This window comes from Pseudomonas sp. SWRI50 (assembly GCF_014269095.1).
Taxonomy (GTDB): Bacteria; Pseudomonadota; Gammaproteobacteria; order Pseudomonadales; family Pseudomonadaceae; genus Aquipseudomonas; species Aquipseudomonas kermanshahensis.
This window is the reverse complement of sequence record NZ_JABWRW010000025.1, coordinates 38419-65087: the sequence shown is the minus strand read 5'-3', so window position 1 is coordinate 65087 and position 26669 is coordinate 38419. Positions and strand designations below refer to the sequence as shown.

Below are 26669 nucleotides of genomic sequence, written 5' to 3'. Positions count from 1 at the left end.
CTCATCGGCAAGGCGGCTCAGCCTTTGAGCAGGGTGAGCAGCAGTATCAGGTTACACAGCAGGGACAGCAGGGCCAGGGTGCGCCAGACTTTCAGCGGTTCGCGCTCCAGCAGCGGCCGGGGGCGATTGGGCGCATCCTGGCGGTCGCCGCGTTCGAGCAGCAGCAACCAGTGTTCAGCGGTTTCAAAGCGGTGCGCCGGGTCGGCCGCCACCGCTTGCAGCAGGTTGTGCTGCAACCATTCCGGCAGGTCAGGGCGATAGCGCGAGGCATTGACCGGCTGGCCGAAGCGTGGCCGCTGGAACGGCTCCACTTCGCCATAGGGGTAGTGCCCGGTCAGCAGGTGGTAGAGCGTCACGCCGGCGGCATAGAGGTCTTGCCGCGGGCTGGGGGGCTGGCCTTCGAAGGCTTCCGGGGCGATGAAGGAGGGCGTGCCGGGCAGCTCGTGCTGCGGGTCTTCGGACAGACCAGGGCAGTAGGCCAAACCGAAGTCCAGCAGGCGCAGTTGGCCATCGGCGCCCAGGTGCAGGTTTTCTGGCTTGATGTCGCGGTGCAGCAAGTTGCGCCGATGCAGCACGCCGACGGCTTGCAGCAGTTGACGGGCCATTTCCAGCCACTGCGCCAGCGGCAGCGGCCCGTGCTCGTTGAGCAGCGCCGAAAGGCTTTGGCCGGGGTATTCGCGCATCACGTAGTACAGGTGCTGGCGCTGGCTGGCGACGTGCAGTTCAGGGAAGTGCCGCCCGGCCACCCGGCGCAGGAACCACTCTTCCATCAGCAGCCCTTGCGCCGCCCCGGGCTCCTGCTCGCGGGCAGCGGGCAGGGTCTTGAGCAGCCATGCGTGGCCGTGGCCGTCGCGTGCCCGGTACAGCAGGGATTGGCGGCTGTGCGAGAGCAGCGTCTCGATCTGCCAGCCATCGATCACTTGGCCTTCGCGAAGGGGGCCGGGCACAGGCCACTGCTGCAGCTGTGCCAAGGTATCGCCCAGGTTGGTCGGCCCCAGTTGTTCAACCTGCACCAACAAGGCGCTGGCGTTGTCCTGGCTGCCATTGAGGTGGGCGCTGGCAACCAGAGTGTCGGCCACCTGTTGCAGGTCGGGCTGCTCGCGCAAGACCGACTGGATGTGCTGGTCACCCAGGCTGGCCCAGACCCCATCGCTCAAGAGCACGAAGCACTCGCCTGCCTGCAGTTCGCCTTCCAGGTAATCGACCAACAGGTGCTGGTCCAGCCCTAGTGCGCGTTTGAGCACATGCTGCATGCCCGGTTGATCCCACACGTGGTCTTCGCTCAGGCACTGCAGGCGGCCGTGGTGCCAGCGGTAGACGCGGCAGTCGCCGACATGCGCCAGGGTAAAGCGCCGACCGCGCAGCACCAGTGCGCTGAGTGTGGTCAACAGCGGCTGGCCGCTGCCCTGGGCGCGCAGCCAGCGGTTCTGCGCCAGCAGCAGGCGGTCCAGCGCCTGTGCCACGCTCCAGGTGGCGGGCGTGGCGTAGTAGTCCAAGGCCAGCGCCTGCAGGCTGGCCCGTGCGGCCAGGCCGCCATCGGCGCATTGGCTGACACCGTCGGCGAGGGCGAACAGGTAGCCCTTGCTGGCGGCCAGCTCCGGCGCCGGGGTGACCAGGCGCAGGGCATCCTGGTTTTCCGCGCGGGGGCCGGTGGCGCTGGCGTGGGCAAAGCTCAGTTGCAGGCTCATGGGGGCGCCTCAGACCCGCGCCGCGGTCACGGCAGCCGAGCCCCAAGTGGTGCGCCAGCGCTGCTTGACGCCATGCAGGCCGAACCAGGCCAGCAAGCCGAGGCTGGCGAACAGCCACAGCCCCAATTGATAGTCGCCGGTGTGTTGCTTGATGGTGCCAAGGCCCGCGGCCAGCAGGAAGCCGCCGATGCCACCGGCCATGCCGATCAGCCCAGTCATTACCCCGATTTCCTGGCGGAAACGTTGTGGCACCAACTGGAACACGGCGCCATTGCCAGCGCCCAGGCCGAGCATGGCGCTGACGAACAGCGCCAGCGCCGCCGCCGCGCTGGGCAAGTTGAAGCCTACGGCCGCGATGCAGATGGCGGCCACGCTGTACATGCCCAACAGGGTGCGAATGCCGCCAAAGCGATCGGCCAGAGCGCCGCCGAGCGGACGCATCAGGCTACCGGCAAACACGCAGGCGGCTGTGTAGTAGCCGGCGGTAACCGGGCTCAGGCCATACTGGTCGCTGAAGTAGCCGGGCAGGGCACTGGCCAGGCCGATGAAGCCGCCGAAGGTAACGCTGTAGAAGAACATGAACCACCAGCTGTCGCGGTCACCGAGGGCCTTGAGGTAGTCGGCCATGGCTTTGCGCTTGGGCCGCTCGGGCGCGTTGCGTGCCAGCAGCGCGAACACCACCAGGGTCAGCGACAGCGGGATCAGGGCGAAGCCGAACACGTTGTTCCAGCCAAAGCCTGCAGCCAAGGCGGGAGCCAGCAAAGCGGCGAACACCGTGCCGGAGTTGCCGGCCCCGGCGATGCCCATGGCCTTGCCTTGGTGCTGCGGCGGGTACCACTGCGAGGCCAGCGGCAGCGAAACCGCGAACGAGGCGCCGGCAAAGCCGAGGAACACCCCTAGCAGCAAGGCCTGCTCATAACTGTGCACGCCCAGGTACCAAGCGCCAGCCAGGGCGACGATGACGATCACCTGGCCGATCAGGCCGGCGGTCTTGGGCGAAAGGCGGTCAACCAGCAGCCCCATCGCAAAGCGCAGTATTGCGCCGGCCAGGATCGGCGTGGCCACCATCAGGCCCCGTTGCTGTGCACTCAACTGCAGGTCGGCTGCGATTTGCACCGCCAGTGGGCCGAGCAGGTACCAGACCATGAAGCTCAGGTCGAAATACAGGAACGCGGCGAACAGCGTGGGCACATGCCCGGATTTCCAGAAGCTGGTACTCATTGAACACCTCACTCGGCAAAGCAACGGAACGAAAAAGACGCCGCTACCCGGTCCACGGCTGTGGAAGGGTGAGCGACGTCTTTGTCGGGATTTAAGTGGGGCAACCGCCGTTGGCTACCGGTGATGTTTGTTCAGCAAGAGATGGGCCAAGAATTGGCTGGGACTGTCTTTAGATTTTTGGCGCCTGTCAGATCGAGCGCCGCCCGCGCGGCGCATCGCGAGCTTTGCTCGCTCCTACGTTTGTTTTTGGCCAGTAACACCTGCTATGGACGCACGCGACCCCTCGTTTTTACGACGCGATATCGCGTAATGCGCCAAGGCGTTTGCGCGCAAATGGCGCAGGAATAATTGGCCCGAAACAAACGTAGGAGCGAGCAAAGCTCGCGATGCGCCGCGCGGGCGGCGCTCGATCTGACAGGCCCCAAAAATCTCATGTCGAGCACATCAACCCAGCATCTCGTGCATGGCGATGATCTGCTCGGCCACCTGGATCAGCTTCTGCTGGCGGCTCATGGCCTGGCGGCGCATCAGGGTGTAGGCCTGCTCTTCGTTGCAGTCTTTCATCTTCATCAGCAGGCCCTTGGCCTGTTCGATCCGCTTGCGTTCGGCCAGTTGCTGGTCACGCGCCAGCAACTGCGCCCTGAGGGCCTGGTCGCTCTCGAAGCGGGCCATGGCCACATCCAGAATCGGCTGCAAACGCGCAGCATGGATGCCCTCGACGATATAGGCGCTGACCCCCGCCTGGATCGCCTGGCGCATCACGCCGGGGTCGTGCTCGTCGGTAAACAGCACGATAGGCCGCGGTCGGTCGCGGCTGACCAGTACCACGTGTTCCATCACGTCGCGGTCCGGTGAGTCGGTATCGATCAACACGACGTCCGGATGCACCGTTTCGACGCAGGCGGGCAAATCGATGGTCAGGCCAGGGGCTTCGATCACGTCGAAACCGGCCTCGCTCAAGGCGGCCTTGAGCCGGCCCAGTTTGTTTTGAGTGTCGTCAATCAGCAGGATACGCAGCATGTTCATCCCCCTCACAGGCCAACGCGGGCTTCGGGTGTGTCGCCCAAGGCGTTCAGGCTGAAGCTGCGGGCGTAGCCGTAGGGGTCGCTGCCGTCCCAGCGGGTACCGTCGATCAGCAGGCTGCTTCGCATCGGTTGTTCAAGGCACGCTATGCCTAGGGCGTCTGCCGCTTCGTGGTAAAGCGCCAGTTGCTGAACCTGGCTGGCCACGCCGAGGTAGTCGGGGTCGTCTCGCAGTAACCCCCAGCGGCGGAACTGGGTCATGAACCACATGCCGTCGGACAAATACGGCAGGTTGGCCCGGCCCTGGTCGAACAGGCGCAAAGCGTGGGGGTCTTGCCACTGGTTGCCCAGCCCGTCTTGGTAGTCACCCAGCAGGCGGGGCTCGATAGTGCTCGTCGGCGTGTCCAGGTAAGCACTGCCGCTGAGCAACTGCGCGGTGCTGCGGCGGTTCTCGGGGCTTTGCTCGATGAAGCGGCTGGCTGCGAGGATCGCCTTGATCAGGGCGCGGGCGCTGTTGGGGTACTGCTCGGCGAAGGCGCGGGCGCAAGCGAGCACCTTTTCCGGGTGGTCTGGCCAGATCGACTGGCTGGTTGCCAGGGTAAAGCCCTGGCCCTTGGCGACGGCATCCGCCGCCCAAGGTTCGCCTGCACAAAACCCGTCGATGCGGCCAGCCTGGATATGCGCGGCCATCTGCGCGGGCGGCACCACCACGCTGTCGACATCGCGCAGCGGGTGGATGCCCTGGCTCGCCAGCCAGTAGTACAACCACATGGCGTGGGTTCCGGTGGGGAAGGTCTGGGCAAAGGTCAGGCGTGCGCCCTGCTGGTGCACCAGGCGCGCCAATGCCTCAGGGCTGGTCACGCCTTTGCGTTGCAAAGCCGGGGACAGGTTGATGGCCTGGGCATTCTGGTTCAGCCCCATGAGTACAGCCATGTCGCTGGCGGGCACACCGCCAATGCCCAGGTGCACGGCATAGGCCAGGCCATACAGGCAGTGCGCGGCATCCAGTTCGCCGCTGACCAGTTTGTCGCGCAGCCCCGCCCAAGAGCCCTGGCGCTTGAGGTTGAGGGTCAGGCCGTGTTGCTGGGCAAAGCCCTGGGTGGCGGCGACCACCACCGAGGCGCAGTCGGTCAGGGCCATGAAGCCAATGTTCAGGCTGGTTTTTTCCGGTGCGTCGCTGCCGTTGACCCAGGCCAGGGGCGTTGCTCGGGGTGCTGTGTTCACAAGGATCCTCGCCCGTACTGAAAAGGCAGTGTGTGGTGAGCGAAGCAACGCATGTGCCAAGCGGCCCGAGGATTTACTGTCATGCCAGCCGTGCGCTGGCTATAATCGCCCCCTCATTCACCCCGAGCCTTGCCCGCCCATGTATACCCTGGCCCGCCAGCTGCTGTTCAAGCTTTCCCCGGAAACCTCCCACGACCTGTCCCTGGACCTGATCGGTGCCGGTGGCCGTCTCGGCCTCAACGGCATGCTGTGCAAACAGCCGGCGGCGTTGCCGGTGTCGGTCATGGGCTTGAACTTTGCCAACCCGGTGGGCCTCGCCGCTGGCCTGGACAAGAACGGCGCGGCAATCGACGGCTTCGCCCAACTGGGCTTCGGCTTCGTCGAGATCGGTACCGTCACACCGCGCCCGCAACCCGGCAACCCGAAGCCGCGGATCTTCCGTCTGCCAGAGGCAACGGCGATCATCAACCGCATGGGCTTCAACAACCTGGGCGTCGATCACCTGCTCGAACGCGTGCGGGCATCGCGCTACAACGGCGTACTGGGCATCAACATCGGCAAGAACTTCGACACTCCGGTCGAGCGGGCGGTCGATGACTACCTGATCTGCCTGGACAAGGTCTACACCGAAGCCACCTACATCACCGTCAATGTCAGCTCGCCGAACACACCGGGCCTGCGCAGCCTGCAGTTTGGTGACTCGCTGAAGCAGTTGCTCGATGCCTTGGCCGAGCGCCGTGAGCAGTTGGCAGTGACGCACGGCAAGCGCGTGCCCTTGGCGATCAAGATCGCCCCCGACATGAGCGACGAAGAAACCGCACTGGTGGCTGCTGCGCTGATGGAATCGGGCATGGACGCGGTGATCGCCACCAACACCACCCTGAGCCGCGAAGGCGTCGAGCACTTGCCTTATGGCGGCGAAGCCGGTGGTTTGTCGGGTGCGCCGGTGCTTGAGAAGAGCACCCACACGGTGAAGGTGTTGGCCGGTGAGCTGGGCGGCAAGCTGCCGATCATTGCGGCGGGTGGCATTACCGAGGGGCGTCACGCCGCCGAGAAAATCGCTGCGGGTGCCAGCCTGGTACAGATTTACTCGGGCTTCATTTATAAGGGGCCGGCGCTGATTCGCGAATCGGTCGATGCGATTGCCGCTCTGCCTCGCGCATAAATCGCGGGCATAAAAAGGGCCCCATCAAGGGGCCCCTGGGCCGAAGCCCGCCGCCCGGATGGGGCGCGCATGGTGACTCGAATTCAGTGTCCTCGTTCAGCCAAAGGCGTGATTTTCGGAGAGCCTGTGGATGCCAGCGATGCCTGTTTCACCGGCGCACCTCGCATCGAAACCTTCTCGCCAGCCATTGTTCCAGTTGAATTGTTTTTCACCCTCGTAGGGGCAAAGCTCCTTGGATTTACCGGCGATCCCGTACAGGAAACCACGTTTATATGCTCTTTCCAACGGATCACGCTTAAGTCTTCTCATAGGGTGCTGCCCTCACTTGTTGACTGTAATGTCCCGTCGGCCTCTCCGAGGCCGGGCAGAATCGTTCTGCCGGTATGCGCTCGCTGCCGGCGTGGCGAGCGGAAGGTGCCGCCTCGTTGCGAAGCGGCCTGAGACCAGTTCTAACGAATGCGCGTCACAGTGTGAATGATCGATTTGTCATAAGGACGTAACGTTTCTAAGGGTGAAGGGATAAGTAAATAAATGCGACTCAACCTTATTTGTCGCTGAGCCCGCAATGATCGGGGTTTGCCGATCATTGACGTCATTTCGCCAGCGTCGCTGCGCGATGACAGAATTATTTTGAAATGCGACGAAGGGTCACATCGGCCCGTGGATCGCTCGAATTTTTAATACTGCCTGATGATCTAAGCTGTCTTTGCCCCTGGCGAAGTGCTGGTCGGTCAGGCGGCCCGGTCGTTGCGCTGCGCAATTGCGCGCAGGCAATGGCCACTCGGATGCCTGCTGGAAGGGTGTTCGGGCAAACATCGCGGGGCGATGCGTCGCCTCGTCAGTCAAATAGCCCAAGGCTCTGGAATACTCATGTCGGACCGTTTCGAAATTTACCTCACCTGCCCCAAAGGCCTGGAAGGCCTGCTCGCTGAAGAGGCCAAGGGCCTCGGCCTCGATGAAGTGCGTGAGCACACCTCGGCCATTCGCGGCGCCGCCGACATGGAAACCGCCTACCGCCTGTGCCTGTGGTCGCGCCTGGCGAACCGGGTGTTGCTGGTTCTCAAGCGCTTCAACATGAAGAACGCCGACGACCTCTACGACGGCGTCAACGCGGTTGACTGGGCAGACCACCTGGCGGCCGACGGCACCCTTGCGGTGGAATTCAGTGGCCATGGCTCGGGCATCGACAACACCCACTTCGGTGCGCTCAAGGTCAAGGACGCCATCGTCGACAAGCTGCGCAACCGCGAAGGCCTGCGCCCGTCGGTGGAAAAGATCGACCCCGATGTGCGCGTGCACCTGCGCCTGGACCGTGGCGAGGCGATTCTCTCGCTCGACCTGTCTGGCCACAGCCTGCACCAGCGCGGCTATCGCCTGCAGCAAGGCGCCGCGCCGCTCAAGGAAAACCTCGCGGCAGCGGTGCTGATCCGCGCCGGCTGGCCACGCATCGCTGCCGAAGGCGGCGCCCTGGCCGACCCGATGTGCGGTGTGGGTACCTTCCTGGTCGAAGCCGCCATGATCGCCGCCGACATCGCCCCTAACCTCAAGCGCGAACGCTGGGGCTTCAGCGCCTGGCTTGGCCATGTGCCGGCACTGTGGCGCAAGGTTCACGACGAGGCGCAAGCGCGTGCGCAGGCCGGTTTGGCCAAGCCACCGCTGTGGATCCGTGGCTACGAGGCCGACCCGCGGCTGATCCAGCCCGGGCGCAACAACGTCGAGCGTGCGGGCCTGAGCGACTGGGTCAAGATCTACCAGGGCGAGGTCAGCACCTTCGAGCCGCGGCCTGACCAGAACCAGAAAGGCCTGGTGATCAGCAACCCGCCATACGGCGAGCGTCTGGGTGACGAAGCCAGCCTGTTGTACCTCTACCAGAACCTTGGCGAGCGTCTGCGCCAGGCGTGCATGGGCTGGGAAGCCGCGGTGTTCACCGGGGCGCCGGAGCTGGGCAAGCGCATGGGCATTCGCAGCCACAAGCAATACGCCTTCTGGAACGGTGCATTGCCGTGCAAGCTGCTGTTGTTCAAGGTGCAGCCTGACCAGTTCGTGACTGGCGAGCGCCGTGACGCCCAAGCTGAACCCGCCGATGCCCGTCGTCAGGAGCCGCAGGCCAGCGAACCGGCGCGTTTGTCGGAAGGCGCGCAGATGTTCGCCAACCGCCTGCAGAAGAACCTCAAGCAACTGGGCAAGTGGGCCCGTCGCGAGCAGGTCGACTGCTACCGTCTGTACGATGCCGACATGCCCGAGTACGCCCTGGCAGTCGACCTTTACCACGACTGGGTGCACGTGCAGGAGTACGCCGCGCCACGCTCGATCGACCCGGAAAAGGCCCAGGCGCGCCTGCTCGATGCACTGGCGGCGATCCCGCAGGCGTTGGGTATTTCCCCTCAGCGCGTGGTGCTCAAACGCCGTGAGCGGCAGAGCGGCACCCGCCAGTACGAGCGCCAAGCCACCGAGGGGCGCTTCCAGGAAGTCAACGAAGGCGGCGTCAAGCTGCTGGTCAACCTCACCGACTACCTCGACACCGGCTTGTTCCTCGACCATCGCCCGATGCGCATGCGCATCCAGCGCGAGGCCGCCGGCAAGCACTTCCTCAACCTGTTCTGCTACACCGCCACGGCCACTGTGCATGCGGCCAAGGGCGGTGCTCGCAGCACCACCAGCGTCGACCTGTCGAAAACCTACCTGGACTGGGCGCGGCGCAACCTTGCGCTCAATGGCTTCTCCGAGCGTAACCGCCTGGAGCAGGGCGATGTGATGGCCTGGCTGGAAGCCAACCGTGACAGCTATGACTTGATCTTCATCGACCCGCCGACCTTCTCCAACTCCAAGCGTATGGAAGGGGTGTTCGACGTTCAGCGTGACCATGTGCAGCTGCTCGACCTGGCGATGGCGCGCCTGGCGCCGGGTGGCGTGCTGTATTTCTCCAACAACTTCCGCAAGTTCCAGCTCGATGAGCACCTGATGGCGCGCTACGCGGTGGAGGAAATCAGCGCCCAGACCCTGGACCCGGACTTCGCCCGCAACAACCGCATTCATCGGGCGTGGCGCCTGCAATTGCGTTGAGGCGACGAGGTACATTGCGCAGCTAGTGGCCAATAGCTATAACTGATGCCAGGGCAAGATAATCCGCAGGACGCTGACGTGACGAGATGGGTGTATGTCCAAGTTTGGCGTGCGTGCGAGGTTGCTTGGCCTGTGCACCGAAGGCGTGTCCGCGTGGGCGGTGGCGCTGGTGGCATTGGTGGCCGGCTGCCTGTTGTCGGCCATCCTGGCCCTTGCCGCGCAGGCGTTCTACAAGCAGCAGTTGCGCCAGCGCTTCGAGTTGCTGGCCAGCGAGCGCTTCAGCCGCATCGCTGAGCGCTTTGACGATCAGCAGCAGCGCCTGGACGGGCTGCGGCGGTTTTTCAGCTTCTCCAACGAGGTTACCCCCCGCGAATTCGAGGGCTACGCACGGCCCTTGTTGCGCCGCACCCTGGCTTACGCTTGGGCGCCGCGGGTCGAGGCCGCGCAGCGCGCCGAATTCGAGCACAGCACCGCTACCTGGTTGGGCCAGAACTATGTGATCCGCGATCAGGATGCACAGGGCGCTTGGCAACCGGCGCCCCTGCGTGATCACTACTTTCCTGTGCGCTTCACCCAGTCGACAGACGCGCCTGCGCTTCCTTACGGGCTTGACCTGGCTGGCAAAGGTGCGCCGCAGGCCACCCTGGCGCGTGCGTTGGAACCTGGCAGCATGGCGGTGTCGGAGCCTCTGGCCATATCGGAGACTGGCGCTGTTCGGCCGGCAGCGGATGCACGCGGCCTGTTGATGGTGGCACCGGTGTTCTCCGACGCCGCCCCCCAAGGCGCGGCGGTGGGCTATGTGATGGCGTTGCTCAACCTGCGCGATCTCATCAGCGATGGCCTGCCGGCGGCGGCCGATGACAACCTGGTCGTGCGTATCGAAGACCCGTCCGGGCTGAAAGGACCTGAAGTGGTGTTCGACTCACGAAATGAGGCCGCGCCCCTGGCCCTGGCCAGCAGCCAGTTGTTGTACTTGGCCGATCACCCTTTCCAGTTGCTCATTCGGCCGAGCCAGGCTTTTCTGAAGGCCAATCACTCTTCGGCTGCACTGACCGTCGGCCTGTTGGGTGGGCTGTTGAGCGTGCTGCTCAGTGCCTTGCTCTACAACCTGTTCAGCCAGCGCCAGCGCGCCTTGACCCTGGTCGAGCAGCGCACGGCCGAGCTGCGGGTCAGCGAGCAGTCCTTGCGCGGCACCCACAACCAGTTGCGCAGCGTGCTGGATGCAGCGACCCAGGTGGCGATCATCGCCACCAACCTCAAGGGGGTGGTCAGCACCTTCAATGCCGGTGCCGAGCGCATGCTCGGCTATTCGGCCAACGAGGCGATCGGCCATTTGCGCCTCGAGGACCTGGTGTTGCCCGACGAACTCAGCCAGCGCGCCCACGCCTTGAGCTTGCGCTACGGGCGCCACATCGCCGGCGGCCAGGCCATGTTTGCCGAAACGGTGCAGGAAAGGGGTGAAGAGCCTGGCGAGTGGACCTTGGTACGCACCGATGGCAGTCACCTTGTGGCCAACATGCTGGTCACCGCCATGCTCGATGAACAAGGGTTGTGGGTTGGCTACCTGGCCATCTGCATCGACGTCACCGAGCGGCGCCGGGTGCACGAGGCGCTGGCCGCGCGTGACCGGCTGCTGGAAAAACTCAGTGCCGAAGTGCCGGGCGGCATCTACCAGTACCGCCTGGATGCCAATGGCCATTCCTGCTTCCCGTATGCCAGCAAAGGCCTCTACGACATTTATGAGGTCGACCTGCAGCAGTTGCGTGAGGATGCCACGGTGGTGTTCGAGCGCATTCATCCCGATGACCTGGAGCGCGTGCGCCGTTCGGTGGGCTATTCCGCCGCCCACCTTACGCCGTGGCGCGAAGAATACCGGGTGTGCCTGCCGCAGGCGGGGTTGCGCTGGGTGCGTGGCGAGGCGACCCCGGAGGTGGGTGAGGCGGGATGTACCTTGTGGCATGGCTACCTGACCGACATCTCCGACCTCAAGGGGGTGGAGGAGGAGTTGCGTGCCCTGTCGGTGACCGATTCACTGACCGGTATCCATAACCGGCGCTATTTCCAGGAGCGGCTCAAGGCCGAGCTGGACCGCGCCCAGCGCGATGGCCTGGCGCTGGCGGTGATCATGCTCGATATCGATCACTTCAAGCGCATCAACGACCAGTTCGGCCATGCGGTGGGCGACCTGGTGCTGCGCAGCCTGTGCCAGCGCATCGGCCATCGCCTGCGGCGAACCGACGTGTTCTGCCGGTTGGGAGGGGAAGAGTTCATGGTGCTGTGCCCAGGCAGCGATGCCGAGCAGGCGCGGTTGCTGGCGCTTGAGCTGTGGCAAAGCGTGCGCAACGTCCCGATCGAGGGCGTGGGCGAGGTCACGGCGAGCTTTGGTGTGGCGGGCTGGCGGCCAGGGGAGGGGGCTGACGCGTTGCTGTTGCGGGCGGATGCCGGGGTGTATGCGGCCAAGCAGGCAGGACGGGACCGGGTCGAAGCGGAGTTGACCTGAGCGTCGTGTAGGAGCGGCCTTGCGTCGCGAAAGGGCCGCAACGCGGCCCCGCACTTTATGCGTTAACACTGAAATCAGGGGGCCGCTGCGCAGCCCTTTCGCGACGCAAGGCCGCTCCTACCCTCAGTTGGCCGCAGCGCTCGCACCCAGCTTCGGCTGGCGATACAGGTCCAATAGCACCTGGTCCAGCACCTGCGATGCCCCCCACGGTTTCGGGTCGTTCAAAATCGCCGCCACTGCCCAGGTATGCCCATTGCTGTCACGGCTGAAGCCCGCGATGGCGCGCACGGTGTTCAACGTGCCGGTCTTGATATGGCCTTCACCGGTCATTGCCGTACGTTTCAGGCGCTTGCGCATGGTGCCGTCCATGCCCACCAGCGGCATCGAACTGATGAACTCGGCGGAGTAGGGGCTCTTCCAAGCGGCCTGGAGCAGCGCCGCCATCTCGCGGGTGCTGACCCGCTCGGCGCGCGACAGGCCGGAGCCGTTTTCCATCACCAGGTGTGGCGCGGTGATGCCCTTTTTCGCCAACCACTGACGCACTACACGTTGCGCCGCGCGGGCGTCATCGCCATCGGCATCGGTACGGAACTGCGCGCCCAGGCTGAGGAACAGCTGCTGGGCCATGGTGTTGTTGCTGTATTTGTTGATGTCGCGGATCACTTCCACCAGATCAGGCGAGAAGGCCCGTGCCAGCAGGCGTGCGCTCTTCGGGACGTTCTCGACGCGGTCGCTGCCCTGAATGCTGCCACCCAGCTCGTTCCAGATCGCCCGCACGGCACCGGCGGCGTAGGCCGGGTGATCGAGCAGCGACAGATAGGTCTGCGAGTTGCAGCCATCACCCAGCTGGCCGCTGACCACCACGCTGACACCATCGGCCTGTTGCACAGGGTTGTAGCGCACGTCACCGGTGCACTGCTTGGACGCCACGGCTTTGACCTGGTTGTCGATGCGGATGTTGGCAATCGGCGGTTCGACCGCGATCGTCACCTTGCCACCATCGTTGCGGGCAACGAAGCGCAGTGCCTTGAGGTTGACCAGCAGTGAGTCGGGTTTGACCAGGAAGGGCTTGTTGACGTCACCGCCGTCATCGTTGAACTGCGGCAGGTTAGGCTGCACGAAGTGGCTACGGTCCAGCACCAGGTCACCGGTGATGGTGCGCACGCCGTTGGCGCGCAGGTCACGCATCAGCAGCCAAAGTTTTTCCATGTTCAGCTTCGGGTCGCCGCCACCTTTGAGGTACAGGTTGCCGTTGAGCACACCGTTGCTCAGGGTGCCGTCGGTGTAGAACTCGGTCTTCCACTGGAAGGTCGGGCCGAGCAGTTCCAGAGCCGCGTAGGTGGTGACCAGTTTCATGGTCGAGGCCGGGTTCACCGACACATCGGCATTGAACACCGTCGCCGTGCCAGGCCCATCCAGCGGCAGCATCACCAGCGACAGCGCGGTGTCCTGCAATTTGTTGGCTTTCAGCGCCTGCTGCACCTTGGGCGGCAGGCTGGTATTGACGGCGGCGGCCTGGCTAGGCAAGGCGAAGGGCAGCAGCAGGCCGGCTAGAACGAGGGGACGGAGCGTTTTGATCATATTCAGTAAATACCCTGCGGCGAGGGAAAAGGACATTGGGGCTGTAAGAGATGATGGCCCCAGAACGTAATAGAACGCGCATTATGCCCCAAGCGTAGCCACGATGGGCCACGTTCGACGGAAAACGCCACCCACAAAAAAGGCCACCGCAAAGGGTGGCCTTTTCAGCGTTCAAGCCGCTGGGTACCGCGCAGGTATCACTCAGCCGCGTTGATCGGCTTGTCCGGATACCAGGCGTCGAGCAGTGGGCTGACTTCGATCTTGGTCAGTTCGCCACGGCCTTTGAGCCAGGCTTCGACGGCAGCGCGTTGTTCTTCGCTGACCGAACCGCGTTTGGCCGAGCACACCAGGCCGAAATCGTCACCGCCTACGTAGTCGAGGCCATTGGCGTCCATGGCTTCTTCCAGGAAGGCATCGAGGAATGCATCGATTGCCTGGTCATCCAGATCTTCCTTGAAGTCCAGGTTCAGCTCGAAGCCCAATTCCTGAAACTCGTCGACACACAGCTTTTTGCGCAGGCGACGGGAGCGGTTAGTGGCCATGAAACAATCCTCTTAGGTAATATCGCCGCGCAGTCTACCAGCTTCGGCGTTTGGCTGCCTTCCTGATTGACGTTCGTCGGTACCTGCAAGCTCTCCCGCCAGGGCCATGTCCACCCGGCGCATGTGCCGCGCCAGCGCCTGACGCCTTAGCTGCCGTTGCGGGGTTGTTAAACCCATGTTTTCCAGCGCCTCGCACGCCGCCATCAGCGGCGTGGCTTCCAGCAGGCGCGCGGCACTGAGAATCTTGTGCGCCTGGTCGGCAACGGCGGTCGCGTCTTCGGGGGGCAGGTCCATCAAGATCATCAGGTCGGTGCGCAGGCTCTGGTGCAGCGCCGTGAGAAAACGCTCGCGGTCCTTTGGGTCCGGCCCGACGATCGCGCCCAGGCCATTCAGATCAAAGGGTTTGCGTCGCCACGGCTGCCGGCTCTGCGGCTTGAGGCCGGCCAGGCGCTGGCTGAGCGTACTCAGGCTGATGGGTTTGAGCAGGCAGTCATCCATGCCGGCATCCAGGCACTTGCGCATGACCTCGGGTTGCGCGTTGGCGGTATAGCCGAGGATGGTGCAGCGCGGTCGCCCGCGTTGCCGTTCTTCAGCGCGTATCGCACTGGCCAGCTGATAGCCGTTCATGTGTGGCATGTTGCAGTCGAGCACCAGCACATCGAAGGTGCCGGCACGCCAGCTGCTCAGGCCTTCGCGGCCATCTCTGGCGCACGTATGGCCAAGGCCCAGGTAGCTCAGCTGCTGGGCCATCAACTGCAGGTTGGCGGGGTGGTCGTCGATCACCAGCACATTCAAGCGTGGATCGGGCACGTCGACGTTCTCGATAACCGGCAGCCCGACCGACACGGCGCTGACGGTTTGCAAAGGCATCTTAAGACGAACCTGGGTGCCAACATCCTCCAGGCTTTTGATCGTCAAGGTGCCGCCCATCATGTCGCAGAGGGTTCGGCAGATGGCCAGCCCAAGCCCGGTCCCTGCGCGGGCACCCGGGCTGTGCGGGTTGGCCTGGATGAAGTGGTTGAACAGGCGCTGCAGGTCATCGGCGTGAATGCCGATGCCGCTGTCACGCACCTCCAGTTCGAGCATCGGGGAGGAGGGCGTACCTTCGTCATGCAAACAGACGCAGATGCGCACCTGGCCATGCTCGGTAAACTTGATGGCGTTGTTGACCAGGTTGCACAGCACCTGCTTGAAGCGCAGCGGGTCGAGCAATGCATGGCAGCGGGCCGATGGCTCGATGATCACTTCCAGCGCCAGGCCTTTCTGCCGTGCCTGGCCATCGAAAATGCGCCCCACCGACTCGACCAGTGCCGCCAGGTCGACCGGTTCTGGCGCGAGTGACAGGTGCCCGGATTCGATGCGCACGATGTCGAGGATGTCACCAATCAACCCCAACAGGTCCTTGGCCGAGTGATGGGCCAGCTCCAGCGCTGAGCGGTCCACCCGCCCTTGGTCGGCGCGTTTGACGGCCAGCTCCAGCATGCCGATGACCGCGTTCATCGGGGTGCGAATTTCATGGCTGATGGTGGCCAGGAACGTGCTCTTGGCACGGTTGGCATCCTCGGCTTGCTGCTTGGCCTGGCGCAGCTCCAGCACCAGTTGGCGACGGTCACTGATATCGATCCAGCCGCCGATGATGCCTTGTACCTCGCCCAGCGAGTCACGGTACGGCAGTATCCAGTGGTAGATGGTCATTTCCCGGCCTTTGACCCGCAAGGGGCGATCGATGATCAGCGGGGTGCCTGCCGCCATGACCTGCAGGTAGTCAGCGTGGATCTGGCGGGTCTGCTCGCGGTCAGCGAACAGGCTTTCTTCCAGGTGCTTGCCCATGACTTCCTCGTTACAGGCCTGTACAGCCTCCAGGTAACTGTCGTTGCAGCTTTGCAGGCAGCCCTCACGGTCACGCACATACATGGGGTGGGGGGTGCCGTTGAGCAGCGCGCGCATGAACGCCAGCTGGTCGTTCAATGCCCGCTCGGCGCTTTGCCGCTGCCTGATCTGCAGGCGCAGGCGGGCATTCCAGATCAGTGCCAGCAGCAACAGAAGCGCCGTGCCCAGCAGCACTTGCCAGGCAAGCCGGCGAAATTTCTGCCAGGTGCTGTCGTCATGCAGGCTGTAGCCACGCCAGCGGTTATTGATCACCCCCAGTTCTTCCGGCGAAATGCTCAACAGTGCTTTGTCCAGAATCGAGACGAGCGTCGGCGACTGGTCGCTGGCTGCCATGGCGTAGCTGGCAGGCTCGCTGCCGACCGTGGTGCGTATGACCAGGTCGGGGTTGGCGGCCACGGCATGGTTGGCATCGATCAAGGTGGTGATCATGGCATCGACAGCGCCGCTTTTGAGCAAGGCGATGGAATAGAAGGTGCTCTCGGTTTCGATCCGGCCAATGCGCGGATAGCGCGTGGAGAGCATCAGGTCCATCGCGCTGTATCGGGTAATCGCGACCCGTCGGTCCTTCAGCTGTTCCAGGGTGGCGAATTGCCCCTTGTCAGCGAGGCTGACCAGTACATAGACGCTGTCCAGGTAGGGGCGGCTGATTTGCAGGGTCTGCTTGGCTACGCCATCCGTGGTGAGCGCCGCAATCACATCCGCCCGGCCGTCCTTGAGCCGGGCGATCATGTCGGCGATACCGCTGGCACGCTGCACCTCGAAGCGCAGGCCGGTGCGCAGGCGGATGAGCTCCAGCAGGTCGGCAGTGATGCCCCTGAAATAGCCCGAACTGTCGAAGAAGGACACCGGGGCTGCCGTGTCGTCGATCGCCACGCGCATGACGGGGTGGCGTTGCAGCCAGAATTCTTCAGTCTCCGTCAACTGCAGCTTGCGGTCGGTCAACAGCAGGTCGCTGCCTGCACTCCAGCGTTTGAAGATGCTGGTGCGCAAGGTGGCCGGCTGGCTGTCGAGTATGGCGTTCACCAGCTCCATCAGCAGGGTGTCCTGCTGGCGCACGGCAAAGCTGAAACCGATGGCTTCGTGCTTGCTGAAATTGGCAATGCGCAGGCCAGGCAGGTGGCCGCGGTTGAGTTGATAGTGGGTGGAGATGGTGTCGCCGATGAACACGTCGGCCTGGCCAAATGCCACGGCATTCAAGGCTTGGGAAGACGAGCCGAACGCCAGCAGATGGGCTTTCGGGTAGGCGCTGCCAACCTCCTGCCTTGGCAGGTAGTGGTAGAGCATGCCCAGGCGCATGTCTTCCAGGCCCATGTCCAGTGCGCGGCCTTCATTTTCACGGGTAACCAGCACTGGCTGGTCAACGGCATAAGGGTGCGAAAGTGCCAAGCCGTCCGTGGTTGCCTCATAGCCATTGGCACTGCCGAGCAGGTCGATGTCGCCGCGTTTGAGTGCATCGACGGCAGCCTGCCGGTTTGAAAAGCGCAGCACCCGTACCGGCAACTGCAAGGCGAGGCCGATCAGGTTGGCATATTCGGCGGTGAGACCTTGATAGTCACGCCCGCCACTGGTGATGTCGAAAGGCGGGTAGTCGGGTGCTGAAGTGCCCAGCACCAGCTCGTGACGGCTTTCGAGCCACTGGTGTTGTTGGGGCGTGAGCGAAAGCGGAGCTGGTTTTGCCGGTGAGCGTGCCAGCAGCGCGTAGGCAGACGCGCTGTGGTGGTTGGCCTGGGCCCCAGCGCTGAACAGCACCAGGGCGAGTAACAGCCGGGCGAGAAGGCGCGCCATGAAAACCCTCAGACCAGCGCGTTGCGTTTGGCCATTTCGATCAGGTCCACCAAGGTGTCGACCTGGAGTTTGTGCATCAGGCGCTTCTTGTAGGTGCTGACCGTCTTGTTGCTAAGGAACATGCCCTTGGCGATTTCCTTGTTGCTTCGGCCTTGAGCGAAAAGTTGTAACACCATCAATTCACGGTCATTGACTTGTCGGAAAAGTTGCAGGTCGTCATTGACCGTCTGATTGTGTTTGATGGCCTGGCTGGGGAAATAGTTATACCCGGCCAGCACGGCTTTGATTGCGCTGAGCAGTTCGCTCAGGTCTTCCTGTTTGCACACATAGCCTGCAGCGCCCGAGTGCATGCAGCGCACGGCAAACAGCGCCGGAGACTGGGCGGTCAATACCAGCACCTTCAGAGGCAGGGACATGGCCTGGAACCGGGAAAGTACCTCCAGCCCGTCTAGCTTGGGGATGCTGATGTCGAGGATGACCAGGTCGGGTGTGGTCTCGCGAATCATCTGCATGGCATCCACGCCATTGTCCGATTCGCCGACGATCTTGTAGTTCTGATTCTCCAGCAACATACGGACGGCCAGACGGATAACGGGATGGTCGTCGACTATAAATACGGAATGCATGTTCAACTTCCCTGCGGGCGAGTGAGGGTGACGGCTGGCACCTTATCCCAGTTGGAAGTCATCGGGCATGCGAGGAAGGGCTATTAGCCCTATATGGGAAATGGCTTACAAGATAAAACAAATCTGGCTACGCAATGAGCGCATGAAACTCGATGTCAAACCTTGTTTAGTAACTTTTCGTTGATTGTTAGTCGTGGTGTTTATCAGCGATGGGCATAGGTAGGAAGTTTCCTAGGTAGACAGGTGCAGCGAGCGCCTGAGCACAGGCTGCACCTGCCTGGCTCAGGTCGGGCTGGAGCGCCCGGTCATTTCGCGGGCCATTTCGCTGGCATAGCTGTCGGTCATCCCGGCGATGAAGTCGATCATGCGCAGGAACGCGCTGTGCAATGAGGCGTGTGGGTCCGGTGCATTGTTGCCAATCAGGTCGAGTACTCGGCGGCTCTTGAACGAGGGTGTGCGGCCACCGTGCTGTTCGAGGGCCGCGCCGCAGAAGGTGTTGAGGAGGATCTCGAGTGTGGTGTAGGCGCCGATCTCGTGCAGGGTCTTGCGTTTATCCTGGAAGATCTTGTTGCGCGCCATGTCCTTGGCTTGCAGCACGCAGTGCTTGGCCGGGCCGTGCATGTGCTCGACCAAGTCACCGCTCAGGTGCCCGCCAAGCAGTGCCGTTTGCTGCTCGACGAAGGCGCGGGCGGCGGCGTTGGTCAGGTGTTCGATGGCCTTGCCGCGCAAGATCGCCAGCTTGCGTCGGCGCGAGTCGCGCGGGCCGAGTTGGCGATAGGTCTCCGGCAGATCGTCGCCCACCAGGTCGAGCAGCAGCGCCTCGACTTCCGCATACTGCAGCAATTCCATTTCCACGCCGTCTTCCAGGTCGATCAGCGCGTAGCAGATGTCATCTGCGGCCTCCATCAGGTAGACCAGAGGGTGGCGTGCCCAGCGCTGGTCCTCCAATTGTGGCAGGCCCAGTTTGCGGGCGATCTGTTCGAGCAGTGGCAGTTCGCTCTGGTAGCTGCCGAACTTGTGTTTCTTGTAGCCTAGGGCGTCGGCATGACGGGCGCTCCAGGGGTACTTCAAGTAAGTACCCAGGGTGGCGTAGGTCAGCCGGGTGCCGCCGTCGAACTGGTGATACTCCAGTTGGGTGAGGACACGAAAGCCTTGGGCGTTGCCTTCGAAGTTGAGGAAATCGGCACGTTCGTCGTCGCTCATGTCGTCCAGCCAGCCACGCCCCGCTGCCTGCTGGAACCAGTGGCGGATGGCGTCTTCGCCGGAATGGCCGAACGGTGGGTTGCCAATGTCGTGGGCCAGGCAGGCCGATTGCACGATCATCCCCAGGTCACTGGGCTCGCACCAGTCAGGCAGGCTGTCACGCAAGGTTTCGCCCACCCGCATGCCGAGCGAGCGGCCGACGCAGCTGACTTCCAGTGAATGAGTCAGGCGCGTGTGGATATGGTCGTTGCTGGAGACGGGGTGTACTTGGGTCTTGCGTCCAAGCCGGCGGAAGGCGCCGGAGAAGATGATCCGGTCGTGGTCCTTGTGGAAGGGGCTGCGCCCGAGTTCTTCGGGGCTGTACAGGGCTTTGCCCAGGCGTTCGCGGGTCAGCAGGGTATGCCAGTCCAAGGCTCGATCTCCTGTCGTTCGATGGGCATAGCTTCCTGTGTCGAGAGGCACCATGCAAGCTGAAGGTTGACGCGGTTTTTGTAGGAGCAGCCTTGTGCTGCGAAGAGGCCGGTGCAGGCAAAGCAGATACCTGCAGCCCACACCGGCCTCTTCGCAGCACAAGGCCGCCCCTACACGGGGCGCGTTGAGGGCTAAATGTCAGGGTCGCCGGCCATTTTGCAGGTACAGGCGGATCAGCGGCAGCAAGCTGCTGCTTAGGCGCACCAGCCGGGTGAGGTTGCCGCTGCGCACGCCCTTGCCGGTCAAAAAGCCCAAGGCGACCACGGCGCCAATGCCCCACAGCGGGGCGTGCTTGATGCCAAGCCCCCCGTGCAGCGAACTGCCCATGCCGCGTATGCGCTGCAGGGGTTCGAGCAGTTGCCCCGACTCGTGGCGGATTTCCTGGCGGTGCATCTCCATGCGCAGGCGCAGCAGCGCTTTGCGCAGTTCGCGTGGGTTACGGGTGTTGGGGAGTTCAGGCAGGCTCATGGCAACAGGCGCTCCCGGTCCTTGGCGAGTTCTTCGAGGGTCGCGCCGAAAGGCGATGACTCGTCGAACACTGCCGCTTTCAAACGCAACCCGCAGTACAGCGCGGCTAATCCATAGAACACGCACAGGCCGATGATGCCCGCCAGGCGATAACTGTCCCACAGCAGCACCAACAGCAACCCTGACAGCGCTGTCAGCAAGAGCAGGGCGAACACCAGTGCCAAGCCTGCGAACAGCAACAAGCTCAAGGTGCGGCCTTTCTGTTCCTGCAGCTCAATCCCGAACAGTTCAATGTGGCTGTGCAGCAGCCCGAGCATGGCCGCGCCCAGGCGCTTGCCGGAAGCGCTGGTGCCGATGGCGTCATTCTCCATGGGTGACCTCTCAGCGCCTGGCCAGCAAGCCGATCAACAGACCGACGCCTGCGGCGATACCGATGGCCTGCCAGGGGTTCTCCTGTACGTACTGCTCGGCGCTGCCGAGGGCCGCCTGGCCACGGTCGCGCACCGATTCCTGGGTCAATTGCAGGGTTTCGCGGGCCTGGGTCAGGCGGTCGTGGATCTGCTCGCGCAATTCATCCGCTTGGTCGCCGGCCAGGTTGGCCGTGTCGGCAAGCAGCTTCTCGGTATCGCGGACCAGGGCCTGGAAGTCAGCCATCAATATCTCTTGCGCAGTCTTTGCCGATTTGCTGGCCATGGGGTCTCTCCCTGTCAATGTGTGATGGTAGTTCGAGTGATAGCACGCGCGGAAGGTTCAAGTGCCTGTGCTGGTATGGGCTTTGCTAAGTCTTTGCCACGTTGCGGGGCGCCACCGGCGGGCATTGCGCCGATTCAGGGCACCCTGCGTGACGTGTACCGTTAAACCTTAACCCAATCCACGACAAACCCAAGAAAAAACCACGCAGGCCTCGCCCATGTCATCCAATAGGGCAGGGGGCTGGCACCGATTCGGTGCAGGGATGCAGGTTCTTGAACTGTCCTGGTGCCATTTCAGCAGGTCTGCCTATTTCATGGAACACATGCACAGCGCGATGGACTCTCTGGTCCACGGTTCGAATACCCTGTTCATCCTCATGGGCGCCATTCTGGTGCTGGCCATGCATGCTGGCTTCGCTTTTCTCGAAGTGGGCACCGTGCGGCACAAGAACCAGGTGAATGCTTTGTCGAAGATTCTCAGCGACTTTGCTATCTCGGCCTTGGTGTACTTCTTCATCGGCTACTGGATCGCCTATGGCGTGAACTTCTTCCAGCCGGCGACGGCACTGGCAGCCGACCATGGCTATGCGCTGGTCAAATGCTTCTTTCTGTTGACGTTCGCGGCGGCCATCCCGGCGATCATCTCTGGAGGGATTGCCGAGCGGGCGCGTTTTGTCCCGCAGCTGTGTGCCACGGCGTTGATCGTGGCGTTTGTCTACCCGTTCTTCGAAGGCGTGGTGTGGAACGGCAACCTGGGTGTGCAGGCTTGGCTGCAGGCACGCTTTGGCGCGCCGTTCCATGACTTTGCTGGTTCCGTCGTGGTGCATGCCATGGGCGGCTGGCTGGCACTGGCCGCTGTCGTGCTGCTGGGCGCCCGGCGCGGGCGGTACCGCGATGGGCGCCTGGTGGCCTTCGCACCGTCGAGCATTCCGTTCCTGGCGCTGGGGTCGTGGATCCTGATCATTGGCTGGTTCGGCTTCAATGTCATGAGCGCCCAGACCTTACAGGGGGTCAGCGGCCTGGTGGCGATCAACTCGTTACTGGCCATGGTCGGGGGCACCTTGGCGGCGCTGCTGGCCGGGCGTAATGACCCAGGGTTCTTGCATAACGGGCCGCTGGCCGGGCTGGTGGCGATTTGTGCTGGCTCCGACCTGATGCACCCGATTGGCGCGCTGGCCACCGGCCTGGTGGCCGGGGTGCTGTTCGTCTGGAGTTTTACCGCGGCGCAGAACCGCTGGAAAATCGACGACGTGCTGGGCGTGTGGCCGTTGCACGGCCTGTGTGGCGTGTGGGGTGGCATTGCCTGCGGCGTGTTCGGCCAGGCGGCGCTGGGTGGCATGGGTGGCGTGAGCCTGGTCAGCCAATTACTGGGCAGCTTGATGGGTGTGCTGGTGGCATTGCTGGGGGGCTTTACCATCTACGGTGCAATCCGCGCAGTGCACGGCTTGCGCTTGAGCCACGAGCAGGAGTTCCAGGGCGCGGACCTGTCGCTGCACCGCATCGGTGCAACCAGTCAGGATTGAGCGAGGTCAGGTGCGCGCAGGGCGGTACAGACCTAGAATAGGCTTTTCCAAAGCCAAACCGAGACCCGCCCCCATGCTGCCTGAATGCCAACTGTTCGGCACCCTCGGCTGCCACCTGTGCGAAGTGGCCGAGGCCGTGCTGATGCCTTTCGTCGACCATGGCCTGTTGGTGGAACTGGTCGACATTGCCGATAACGAGGCCATGTTCGAGCGCTACGGCCTGATCATTCCCGTGCTGCGGCGGTGTGACACCGGCGCTGAGCTGCACTGGCCGTTCGATGCCGAGCAAGTGGTGACGTTTCTCGCGCCGTGAAGGCATCAGGGGAATGATTGCCTCACGCCATGGTTGAGACTGCAGGTCGATGATCAGGTGCCGGCGCACTGCTGCCGGTGTCCTTACACTGTCATCGAGAATTCAACCATGTTCATTACCCCTCATTTCACCCTGGATGAGATGACCGTTTCACAAATTGCCGCAAGGGAAGGGCTCGACAACACCCCAACGCCCGAGGCACTGGCCAATTTGCAGGTGCTGTGTGGCGCGCTTGAAAGGATACGCGCGCTGTTCGGCACACCGGTTATCGTCAGCAGCGGTTACCGCAGCAGTGCACTCAACCGGCGTATCGGCGGTTCACCGACCAGTCAGCATGTGCTGGGGCTGGCGGCCGACTTCACAGTGATTAAAGTCAGCCCGCGGGAGGCGGTACGCAAGATCTGCGACAGCGACGTGCCTTTCGACCAGTTGATCCTGGAGTTTGACCGGTGGGTGCATCTGTCCGTGGTCAATGGCACCCCACGGCGCCAAGTGCTGACCATTCGTAAGGGCACGGGGTACCTGCCGGGGCTGCAATGAGCCGAGGGTGAATTGACGACGACGAGGGCAAGTCCGTATGCTGTATATAAATACAGTATCCGGGGTAAAGCCATGCTCAACGTCGAGCAACTCAAGTACAGCGTCAACCGCATGCCTGTCGAGCGGGTGTGCGACGCCGTTCTGGAACTGCGCCTCGAGGGCCTGGTGACCGATGACCGTACACCGTTCGGCAAGGTCCACTTCAACACCTGTTTTGCCGAAATCGAGGCGTTGTTCCAGCGTGCCGGCTACCACCGGGGGCTGGATGTGGTGGGTTATCAGGGGTTGTTGTATGCCTTGTATGACCCCGGCCGCTGGGAGGCGGTGCAGGTGCTGCGCTGGTTGAAGGAGCGCAGCGAGGCGCGGGATCAGGCTGGTTGAGGTGGCGGGCTTGGGGGATAATGCGCGGCCTTGTACCTTTCGAGCGCTGCCATGACCCCGCCTTTCGACCCCGCCCGCCAGCAAGCCAGCACGGTGTGCCTGCCCCCCGGCAACTGGGCGACGGTGCTCGATTGCCTGTGTGACCATTTCAAGGCCATTGATCGTGCGCAGTGGCTTGACCGCTTTGCCCGTGGCCGGGTGCTGGATGCCCAGGGGCAGGCCATCCCTGCCGAACTGGCTTACCGACGTGGCATGCGCTTGCATTATTTTCGCGAGGTGCCGAACGAGCGGCCTATCCCTGTGCAGGAGGCCGTCCTGCACGTGGATGAGCATTTGGTGGTCGCTGATAAACCGCATTTTCTGCCGGTTACCCCCACCGGTGAATACGTCGAGCAGACCCTGTTGCGCCGGCTGATCCGGCGCCTGGACAATCCGCACCTGGTGCCATTGCACCGCATCGACCGGCATACCGCAGGGCTGGTCCTGTTTTCTGCCAATCCGCAGACTCGCAGTGCGTATCAGCGCTTGTTCCCCGAGCGACGGATCGATAAGCGCTACCAGGCCATCGCCGCAGCCATGCCGCAGCATGATTTCCCGCTAGTGCATAAAAGCCGTCTGGTGCATGGCGAGCCGTTTTTTCGCATGCATGAGGTCGAGGGCGCGGACAACAGCGAAACCTTTGCCCAAGTGCTGGAAACGCAGGGCGATTTGTGGCGTTACGGTTTGTCGCCTGTAACCGGCAAGACCCATCAGTTGCGTGTACACATGGCGGCGTTGGGGGCGGCGATCTGCAACGACCCGTTCTACCCCGAACTGCTCCAGGTCGAAGACGATTACCAAAAGCCGTTGAAGTTGCTGGCGCAGAGCTTGCGTTTTGATGACCCGTTGACGGGGGAAGAGCGCTACTTCGAGACCCGGTTGCGCCTGGACTGGTAACGCCCCAACCTGCTATCCGCGGTCTCTGTAGGAGCAGCCTTGCGCTGCGAAGAGGCCGGTACAGGCAGGGCAGGTATCTGCAGCCCACACCGGCCTCTTCGCAGCACAAGGCTGCTCTTACAAAAGCGCAGCGTCTCAGCGGTTGAAGCGCTCCACCAGCGAGTACTGGCTCCCCGCCGTGCTGGTCAGCTCTTCGCTGAGCTGTGCCGAGTGCTGTGCCTGTTCGGCGGTCTGGTCGGCCAGGGTGGCGATGGTGCTGATGTTGCGGCTGATCTCGTCGGCCACAGCGGTCTGCTCTTCGGTAGCGGCGGCGATCTGGGTCGCCATGTCGGTGATGTTGGCCACCGCTTCGCTGATCCCGACCAAAGCCTCATCGGCCTGCATCACCCGGTCGACCCCTTCCTGCGCCTGGCGATGGCCGGTTTCCATGGTCAGCACCGCATTGCTGGCGGTCTGCTGCAGCTTGGCGATCAGGTTGTGGATCTGCCCGGTGGACTCGGCGGTGCGCTGGGCCAACTGGCGTACTTCATCGGCCACGACGGCAAAGCCACGGCCCATCTCACCGGCGCGGGCCGCTTCGATGGCAGCGTTCAGTGCCAGCAAGTTGGTCTGGTCGGCGATGCCTTTGATCACATCGACCACACCGCCGATTTCGTCACTGTCCTTGGCCAATTGCGTCACCGTCTGGCCAGTTTCACCCACGGCGGCCGACAAGCGCTCGATGGCTTCGCGGGTCTCACCGGCAATCTGCCGGCCCTGGCTGGTCAGGCGATTGGCTTCCTGGGTGGCGTCGGCGGTGCGCTGTACGTGGTTGGCCACTTCCTGGGTGGTGGCGGCCATTTGGTTGACGGCGGCTGCCACTTGTTCGGTTTCCACGCGTTGGCGCTCCAGCCCGGATGAGCTCTGGTGGGCCAGGGCGTCGGATTGCCGTGCCTGTTCGCTGAGGTGTTCGGCACTGTCCTGCAGCCGCGTCAGGCAGGTCTTCATGCGTGCATCCTGGCTGAGCATGGCCATTTCCAGGCGGGCCTGAACCCCACGGCTGTCGGTATACATCTGCGCGATCAGCGGGTCGGAGGTGGTTTGCTCGGCCAGCCGTAGCAGGCGCTTGAGGCCACGCTGTTGCCAGGTCAGCCCGAGCAGGCCGAGTGGTACCGACAGGGCGGCGGCCAGGCCAAAGCCCCAGGAGTGGCCCAGCCAGTTGCCGATCAGGAAGCCCACCTGGCTGACCAGGATGAACGGCAGCCAGTCCTGCAGAATCGGCAGCCACTGATCGCGACGTGGCACCGCCGACTTGCCCTGGTTGAGGCGCTGGTAAAGCGCTTCGGCACGGCGGATCTGTTCGGCGGTGGGCTTGACCCGCACCGACTCGAAGCCGACCACCTGGTTGTTGTCGAAAACCGGCGTGACATAAGCGTTGACCCAGTAGTGGTCACCGTTCTTGCAGCGGTTCTTGACGATGCCCATCCACGGCTGGCCTTGCTTGAGGGTCTGCCACATGTGGGCAAACACCGCGGCCGGCACGTCAGGGTGACGCACCAGGTTGTGCGGCGCGCCGGTCAGCTCCTCGCGGGTAAAGCCACTGATGTCGATGAACGCGTCATTGCAGTAGCTGATCACGCCCTTGGCGTTGGTGGTGGAGATCAACCGCTGCTGGGCAGGGAAAGTCCGTTCTCTCTGGGTAATCGGCTGGTTGTTACGCATGGGTGGGTAATCCGCAAGAATCCGCAAGGCTTTGATGAGGTATCGGCAAGCCACTGGTTTTATTGAATGGATATTTAATCTGCTTGATTTGTGGCAATGAGCCATCTTCTGATTTGCGCTAGGGAGCGGCTGAT

At 63.2% G+C, this 26669-nt stretch carries 22 protein-coding genes; 8 read left to right on the top strand and 14 right to left on the bottom strand.

The features are described from left to right. Positions 1–17: 17 nt before the first annotated feature. The 4 genes from HU750_RS22155 to HU750_RS22140 form a co-directional block, all read right to left on the bottom strand. Complete coding sequence (locus HU750_RS22155; protein ID WP_186682379.1) at positions 18–1688, bottom strand: bifunctional protein-serine/threonine kinase/phosphatase; 1671 nt, start codon at positions 1686–1688, stop codon at positions 18–20. A gap of 9 nt (positions 1689–1697) precedes the next feature. Continuing rightward, a complete protein-coding gene (locus HU750_RS22150; protein WP_027596667.1) occupies positions 1698–2909 on the bottom strand; it encodes a nitrate/nitrite transporter in 1212 nt (403 codons plus the stop codon). A gap of 444 nt (positions 2910–3353) precedes the next feature. Further along, positions 3354–3929 carry an ANTAR domain-containing response regulator gene (locus tag HU750_RS22145; RefSeq protein WP_027596666.1) on the bottom strand — a complete coding sequence of 192 codons (576 nt, stop codon included), beginning with the start codon at positions 3927–3929 and terminating at the stop codon, positions 3354–3356. An 11-nt stretch (positions 3930–3940) separates the two neighbouring features. Next, positions 3941–5155 (bottom strand): ABC transporter substrate-binding protein, encoded by a 1215-nt coding sequence (locus HU750_RS22140; protein WP_186682377.1) that lies wholly within the window; start codon positions 5153–5155, stop codon positions 3941–3943. 139 nt (positions 5156–5294) lie between these two features. Here HU750_RS22140 and HU750_RS22135 point away from each other — a divergent pair, with 139 nt between their 5' ends. Next, the gene (locus tag HU750_RS22135) at positions 5295–6320 is read left to right on the top strand and encodes a quinone-dependent dihydroorotate dehydrogenase (protein ID WP_027596664.1); all 1026 of its coding nucleotides are present in this window, start codon (positions 5295–5297) and stop codon (positions 6318–6320) included. A 96-nt stretch (positions 6321–6416) separates the two neighbouring features. On the opposite strand, the gene rmf is transcribed toward HU750_RS22135, so the two are convergent. Next, on the bottom strand, positions 6417–6629 hold the full coding sequence (gene rmf / locus HU750_RS22130; RefSeq protein WP_186682375.1) for a ribosome modulation factor: 213 nt from the start codon (positions 6627–6629) through the stop codon (positions 6417–6419). A 561-nt stretch (positions 6630–7190) separates the two neighbouring features. Here rmf and rlmKL point away from each other — a divergent pair. Both rlmKL and HU750_RS22120 read left to right on the top strand, forming a co-directional pair. Continuing rightward, entirely contained in the window at positions 7191–9383 is a 2193-nt protein-coding gene (rlmKL, locus tag HU750_RS22125) for a bifunctional 23S rRNA (guanine(2069)-N(7))-methyltransferase RlmK/23S rRNA (guanine(2445)-N(2))-methyltransferase RlmL (RefSeq protein ID WP_186682373.1), read from the top strand. A gap of 94 nt (positions 9384–9477) precedes the next feature. Next, a complete protein-coding gene (locus HU750_RS22120) occupies positions 9478–11883 on the top strand; it encodes a sensor domain-containing diguanylate cyclase (RefSeq protein WP_186682371.1) in 2406 nt (801 codons plus the stop codon). Between the two features lie 123 nt (positions 11884–12006). On the opposite strand, the gene dacB is transcribed toward HU750_RS22120, so the two are convergent. From dacB to HU750_RS22080, 8 genes are all read right to left on the bottom strand, one after another. Further along, the gene (dacB, locus tag HU750_RS22115; protein WP_186682369.1) at positions 12007–13464 is read right to left on the bottom strand and encodes a D-alanyl-D-alanine carboxypeptidase/D-alanyl-D-alanine endopeptidase; all 1458 of its coding nucleotides are present in this window, start codon (positions 13462–13464) and stop codon (positions 12007–12009) included. 197 nt (positions 13465–13661) lie between these two features. After that, positions 13662–14006 (bottom strand): YggL family protein, encoded by a 345-nt coding sequence (locus HU750_RS22110; protein WP_027596660.1) that lies wholly within the window; start codon positions 14004–14006, stop codon positions 13662–13664. 12 nt (positions 14007–14018) lie between these two features. After that, entirely contained in the window at positions 14019–17681 is a 3663-nt protein-coding gene (locus HU750_RS22105; protein ID WP_186682367.1) for a transporter substrate-binding domain-containing protein, read from the bottom strand. 8 nt (positions 17682–17689) lie between these two features. After that, positions 17690–18307 (bottom strand): response regulator transcription factor, encoded by a 618-nt coding sequence (locus HU750_RS22100; protein ID WP_186682365.1) that lies wholly within the window; start codon positions 18305–18307, stop codon positions 17690–17692. Between the two features lie 282 nt (positions 18308–18589). After that, positions 18590–19921, bottom strand: a complete 1332-nt coding sequence (locus HU750_RS22095) for a deoxyguanosinetriphosphate triphosphohydrolase (RefSeq protein WP_027596658.1) — start codon at positions 19919–19921, stop codon at positions 18590–18592. Between the two features lie 198 nt (positions 19922–20119). Further along, a complete protein-coding gene (locus tag HU750_RS22090) occupies positions 20120–20449 on the bottom strand; it encodes a hypothetical protein (protein ID WP_085274197.1) in 330 nt (109 codons plus the stop codon). Then, positions 20446–20820, bottom strand: a complete 375-nt coding sequence (locus tag HU750_RS22085) for a phage holin family protein (protein ID WP_027596656.1) — start codon at positions 20818–20820, stop codon at positions 20446–20448. The genes HU750_RS22090 and HU750_RS22085 overlap by 4 nt, the downstream gene beginning before the upstream one ends. Before the next feature lie 10 nt (positions 20821–20830). Beyond that, positions 20831–21142 (bottom strand): ElaB/YgaM/YqjD family protein, encoded by a 312-nt coding sequence (locus tag HU750_RS22080; RefSeq protein ID WP_027596655.1) that lies wholly within the window; start codon positions 21140–21142, stop codon positions 20831–20833. Between the two features lie 313 nt (positions 21143–21455). Here HU750_RS22080 and HU750_RS22075 point away from each other — a divergent pair, with 313 nt between their 5' ends. The 5 genes from HU750_RS22075 to HU750_RS22055 all read left to right on the top strand — a co-directional run bounded on the left by HU750_RS22075 (position 21456) and on the right by HU750_RS22055 (position 24834). After that, a complete protein-coding gene (locus tag HU750_RS22075; protein WP_027596654.1) occupies positions 21456–22664 on the top strand; it encodes an ammonium transporter in 1209 nt (402 codons plus the stop codon). 73 nt (positions 22665–22737) lie between these two features. Next, positions 22738–22977, top strand: a complete 240-nt coding sequence (locus tag HU750_RS22070; RefSeq protein WP_099430055.1) for a glutaredoxin family protein — start codon at positions 22738–22740, stop codon at positions 22975–22977. Positions 22978–23085: 108 nt separating this feature from the next. Further along, positions 23086–23517, top strand: a complete 432-nt coding sequence (locus HU750_RS22065; RefSeq protein WP_186682363.1) for a D-Ala-D-Ala carboxypeptidase family metallohydrolase — start codon at positions 23086–23088, stop codon at positions 23515–23517. A gap of 72 nt (positions 23518–23589) precedes the next feature. Next, the gene (locus HU750_RS22060; protein ID WP_027596652.1) at positions 23590–23898 is read left to right on the top strand and encodes a hypothetical protein; all 309 of its coding nucleotides are present in this window, start codon (positions 23590–23592) and stop codon (positions 23896–23898) included. Between the two features lie 51 nt (positions 23899–23949). Then, positions 23950–24834: a pseudouridine synthase gene (locus HU750_RS22055; protein WP_186682361.1), complete on the top strand. Its 885-nt coding sequence runs from the start codon at positions 23950–23952 to the stop codon at positions 24832–24834. 135 nt (positions 24835–24969) lie between these two features. Here the strand turns inward: HU750_RS22055 and aer are convergent, their stop codons facing one another. Next, a complete protein-coding gene (aer, locus tag HU750_RS22050; protein ID WP_027596650.1) occupies positions 24970–26535 on the bottom strand; it encodes a methyl-accepting chemotaxis protein Aer in 1566 nt (521 codons plus the stop codon). Positions 26536–26669 lie beyond the last annotated feature (134 nt).

What these genes read in the sequence shown, in the direction of transcription:
- HU750_RS22155 (WP_186682379.1), bottom strand. Translation starts at nt 1,688, where the DNA reads ATGAGCCTGCAACTGAGCTTTGCCCACGCCAGCGCCACCGGCCCCCGC.
- HU750_RS22150 (WP_027596667.1), bottom strand. Translation starts at nt 2,909, where the DNA reads ATGAGTACCAGCTTCTGGAAATCCGGGCATGTGCCCACGCTGTTCGCC.
- HU750_RS22145 (WP_027596666.1), bottom strand. Translation starts at nt 3,929, where the DNA reads ATGCTGCGTATCCTGCTGATTGACGACACTCAAAACAAACTGGGCCGG.
- HU750_RS22135 (WP_027596664.1), top strand. Translation starts at nt 5,295, where the DNA reads ATGTATACCCTGGCCCGCCAGCTGCTGTTCAAGCTTTCCCCGGAAACC.
- rmf (WP_186682375.1), bottom strand. Translation starts at nt 6,629, where the DNA reads ATGAGAAGACTTAAGCGTGATCCGTTGGAAAGAGCATATAAACGTGGT.
- rlmKL (WP_186682373.1), top strand. Translation starts at nt 7,191, where the DNA reads ATGTCGGACCGTTTCGAAATTTACCTCACCTGCCCCAAAGGCCTGGAA.
- HU750_RS22120 (WP_186682371.1), top strand. Translation starts at nt 9,478, where the DNA reads ATGTCCAAGTTTGGCGTGCGTGCGAGGTTGCTTGGCCTGTGCACCGAA.
- dacB (WP_186682369.1), bottom strand. Translation starts at nt 13,464, where the DNA reads ATGATCAAAACGCTCCGTCCCCTCGTTCTAGCCGGCCTGCTGCTGCCC.
- HU750_RS22110 (WP_027596660.1), bottom strand. Translation starts at nt 14,006, where the DNA reads ATGGCCACTAACCGCTCCCGTCGCCTGCGCAAAAAGCTGTGTGTCGAC.
- HU750_RS22105 (WP_186682367.1), bottom strand. Translation starts at nt 17,681, where the DNA reads ATGGCGCGCCTTCTCGCCCGGCTGTTACTCGCCCTGGTGCTGTTCAGC.
- HU750_RS22100 (WP_186682365.1), bottom strand. Translation starts at nt 18,307, where the DNA reads ATGCATTCCGTATTTATAGTCGACGACCATCCCGTTATCCGTCTGGCC.
- HU750_RS22090 (WP_085274197.1), bottom strand. Translation starts at nt 20,449, where the DNA reads ATGAGCCTGCCTGAACTCCCCAACACCCGTAACCCACGCGAACTGCGC.
- HU750_RS22085 (WP_027596656.1), bottom strand. Translation starts at nt 20,820, where the DNA reads ATGGAGAATGACGCCATCGGCACCAGCGCTTCCGGCAAGCGCCTGGGC.
- HU750_RS22080 (WP_027596655.1), bottom strand. Translation starts at nt 21,142, where the DNA reads ATGGCCAGCAAATCGGCAAAGACTGCGCAAGAGATATTGATGGCTGAC.
- HU750_RS22075 (WP_027596654.1), top strand. Translation starts at nt 21,456, where the DNA reads ATGGAACACATGCACAGCGCGATGGACTCTCTGGTCCACGGTTCGAAT.
- HU750_RS22070 (WP_099430055.1), top strand. Translation starts at nt 22,738, where the DNA reads ATGCTGCCTGAATGCCAACTGTTCGGCACCCTCGGCTGCCACCTGTGC.
- HU750_RS22065 (WP_186682363.1), top strand. Translation starts at nt 23,086, where the DNA reads ATGTTCATTACCCCTCATTTCACCCTGGATGAGATGACCGTTTCACAA.
- HU750_RS22060 (WP_027596652.1), top strand. Translation starts at nt 23,590, where the DNA reads ATGCTCAACGTCGAGCAACTCAAGTACAGCGTCAACCGCATGCCTGTC.
- HU750_RS22055 (WP_186682361.1), top strand. Translation starts at nt 23,950, where the DNA reads ATGACCCCGCCTTTCGACCCCGCCCGCCAGCAAGCCAGCACGGTGTGC.
- aer (WP_027596650.1), bottom strand. Translation starts at nt 26,535, where the DNA reads ATGCGTAACAACCAGCCGATTACCCAGAGAGAACGGACTTTCCCTGCC.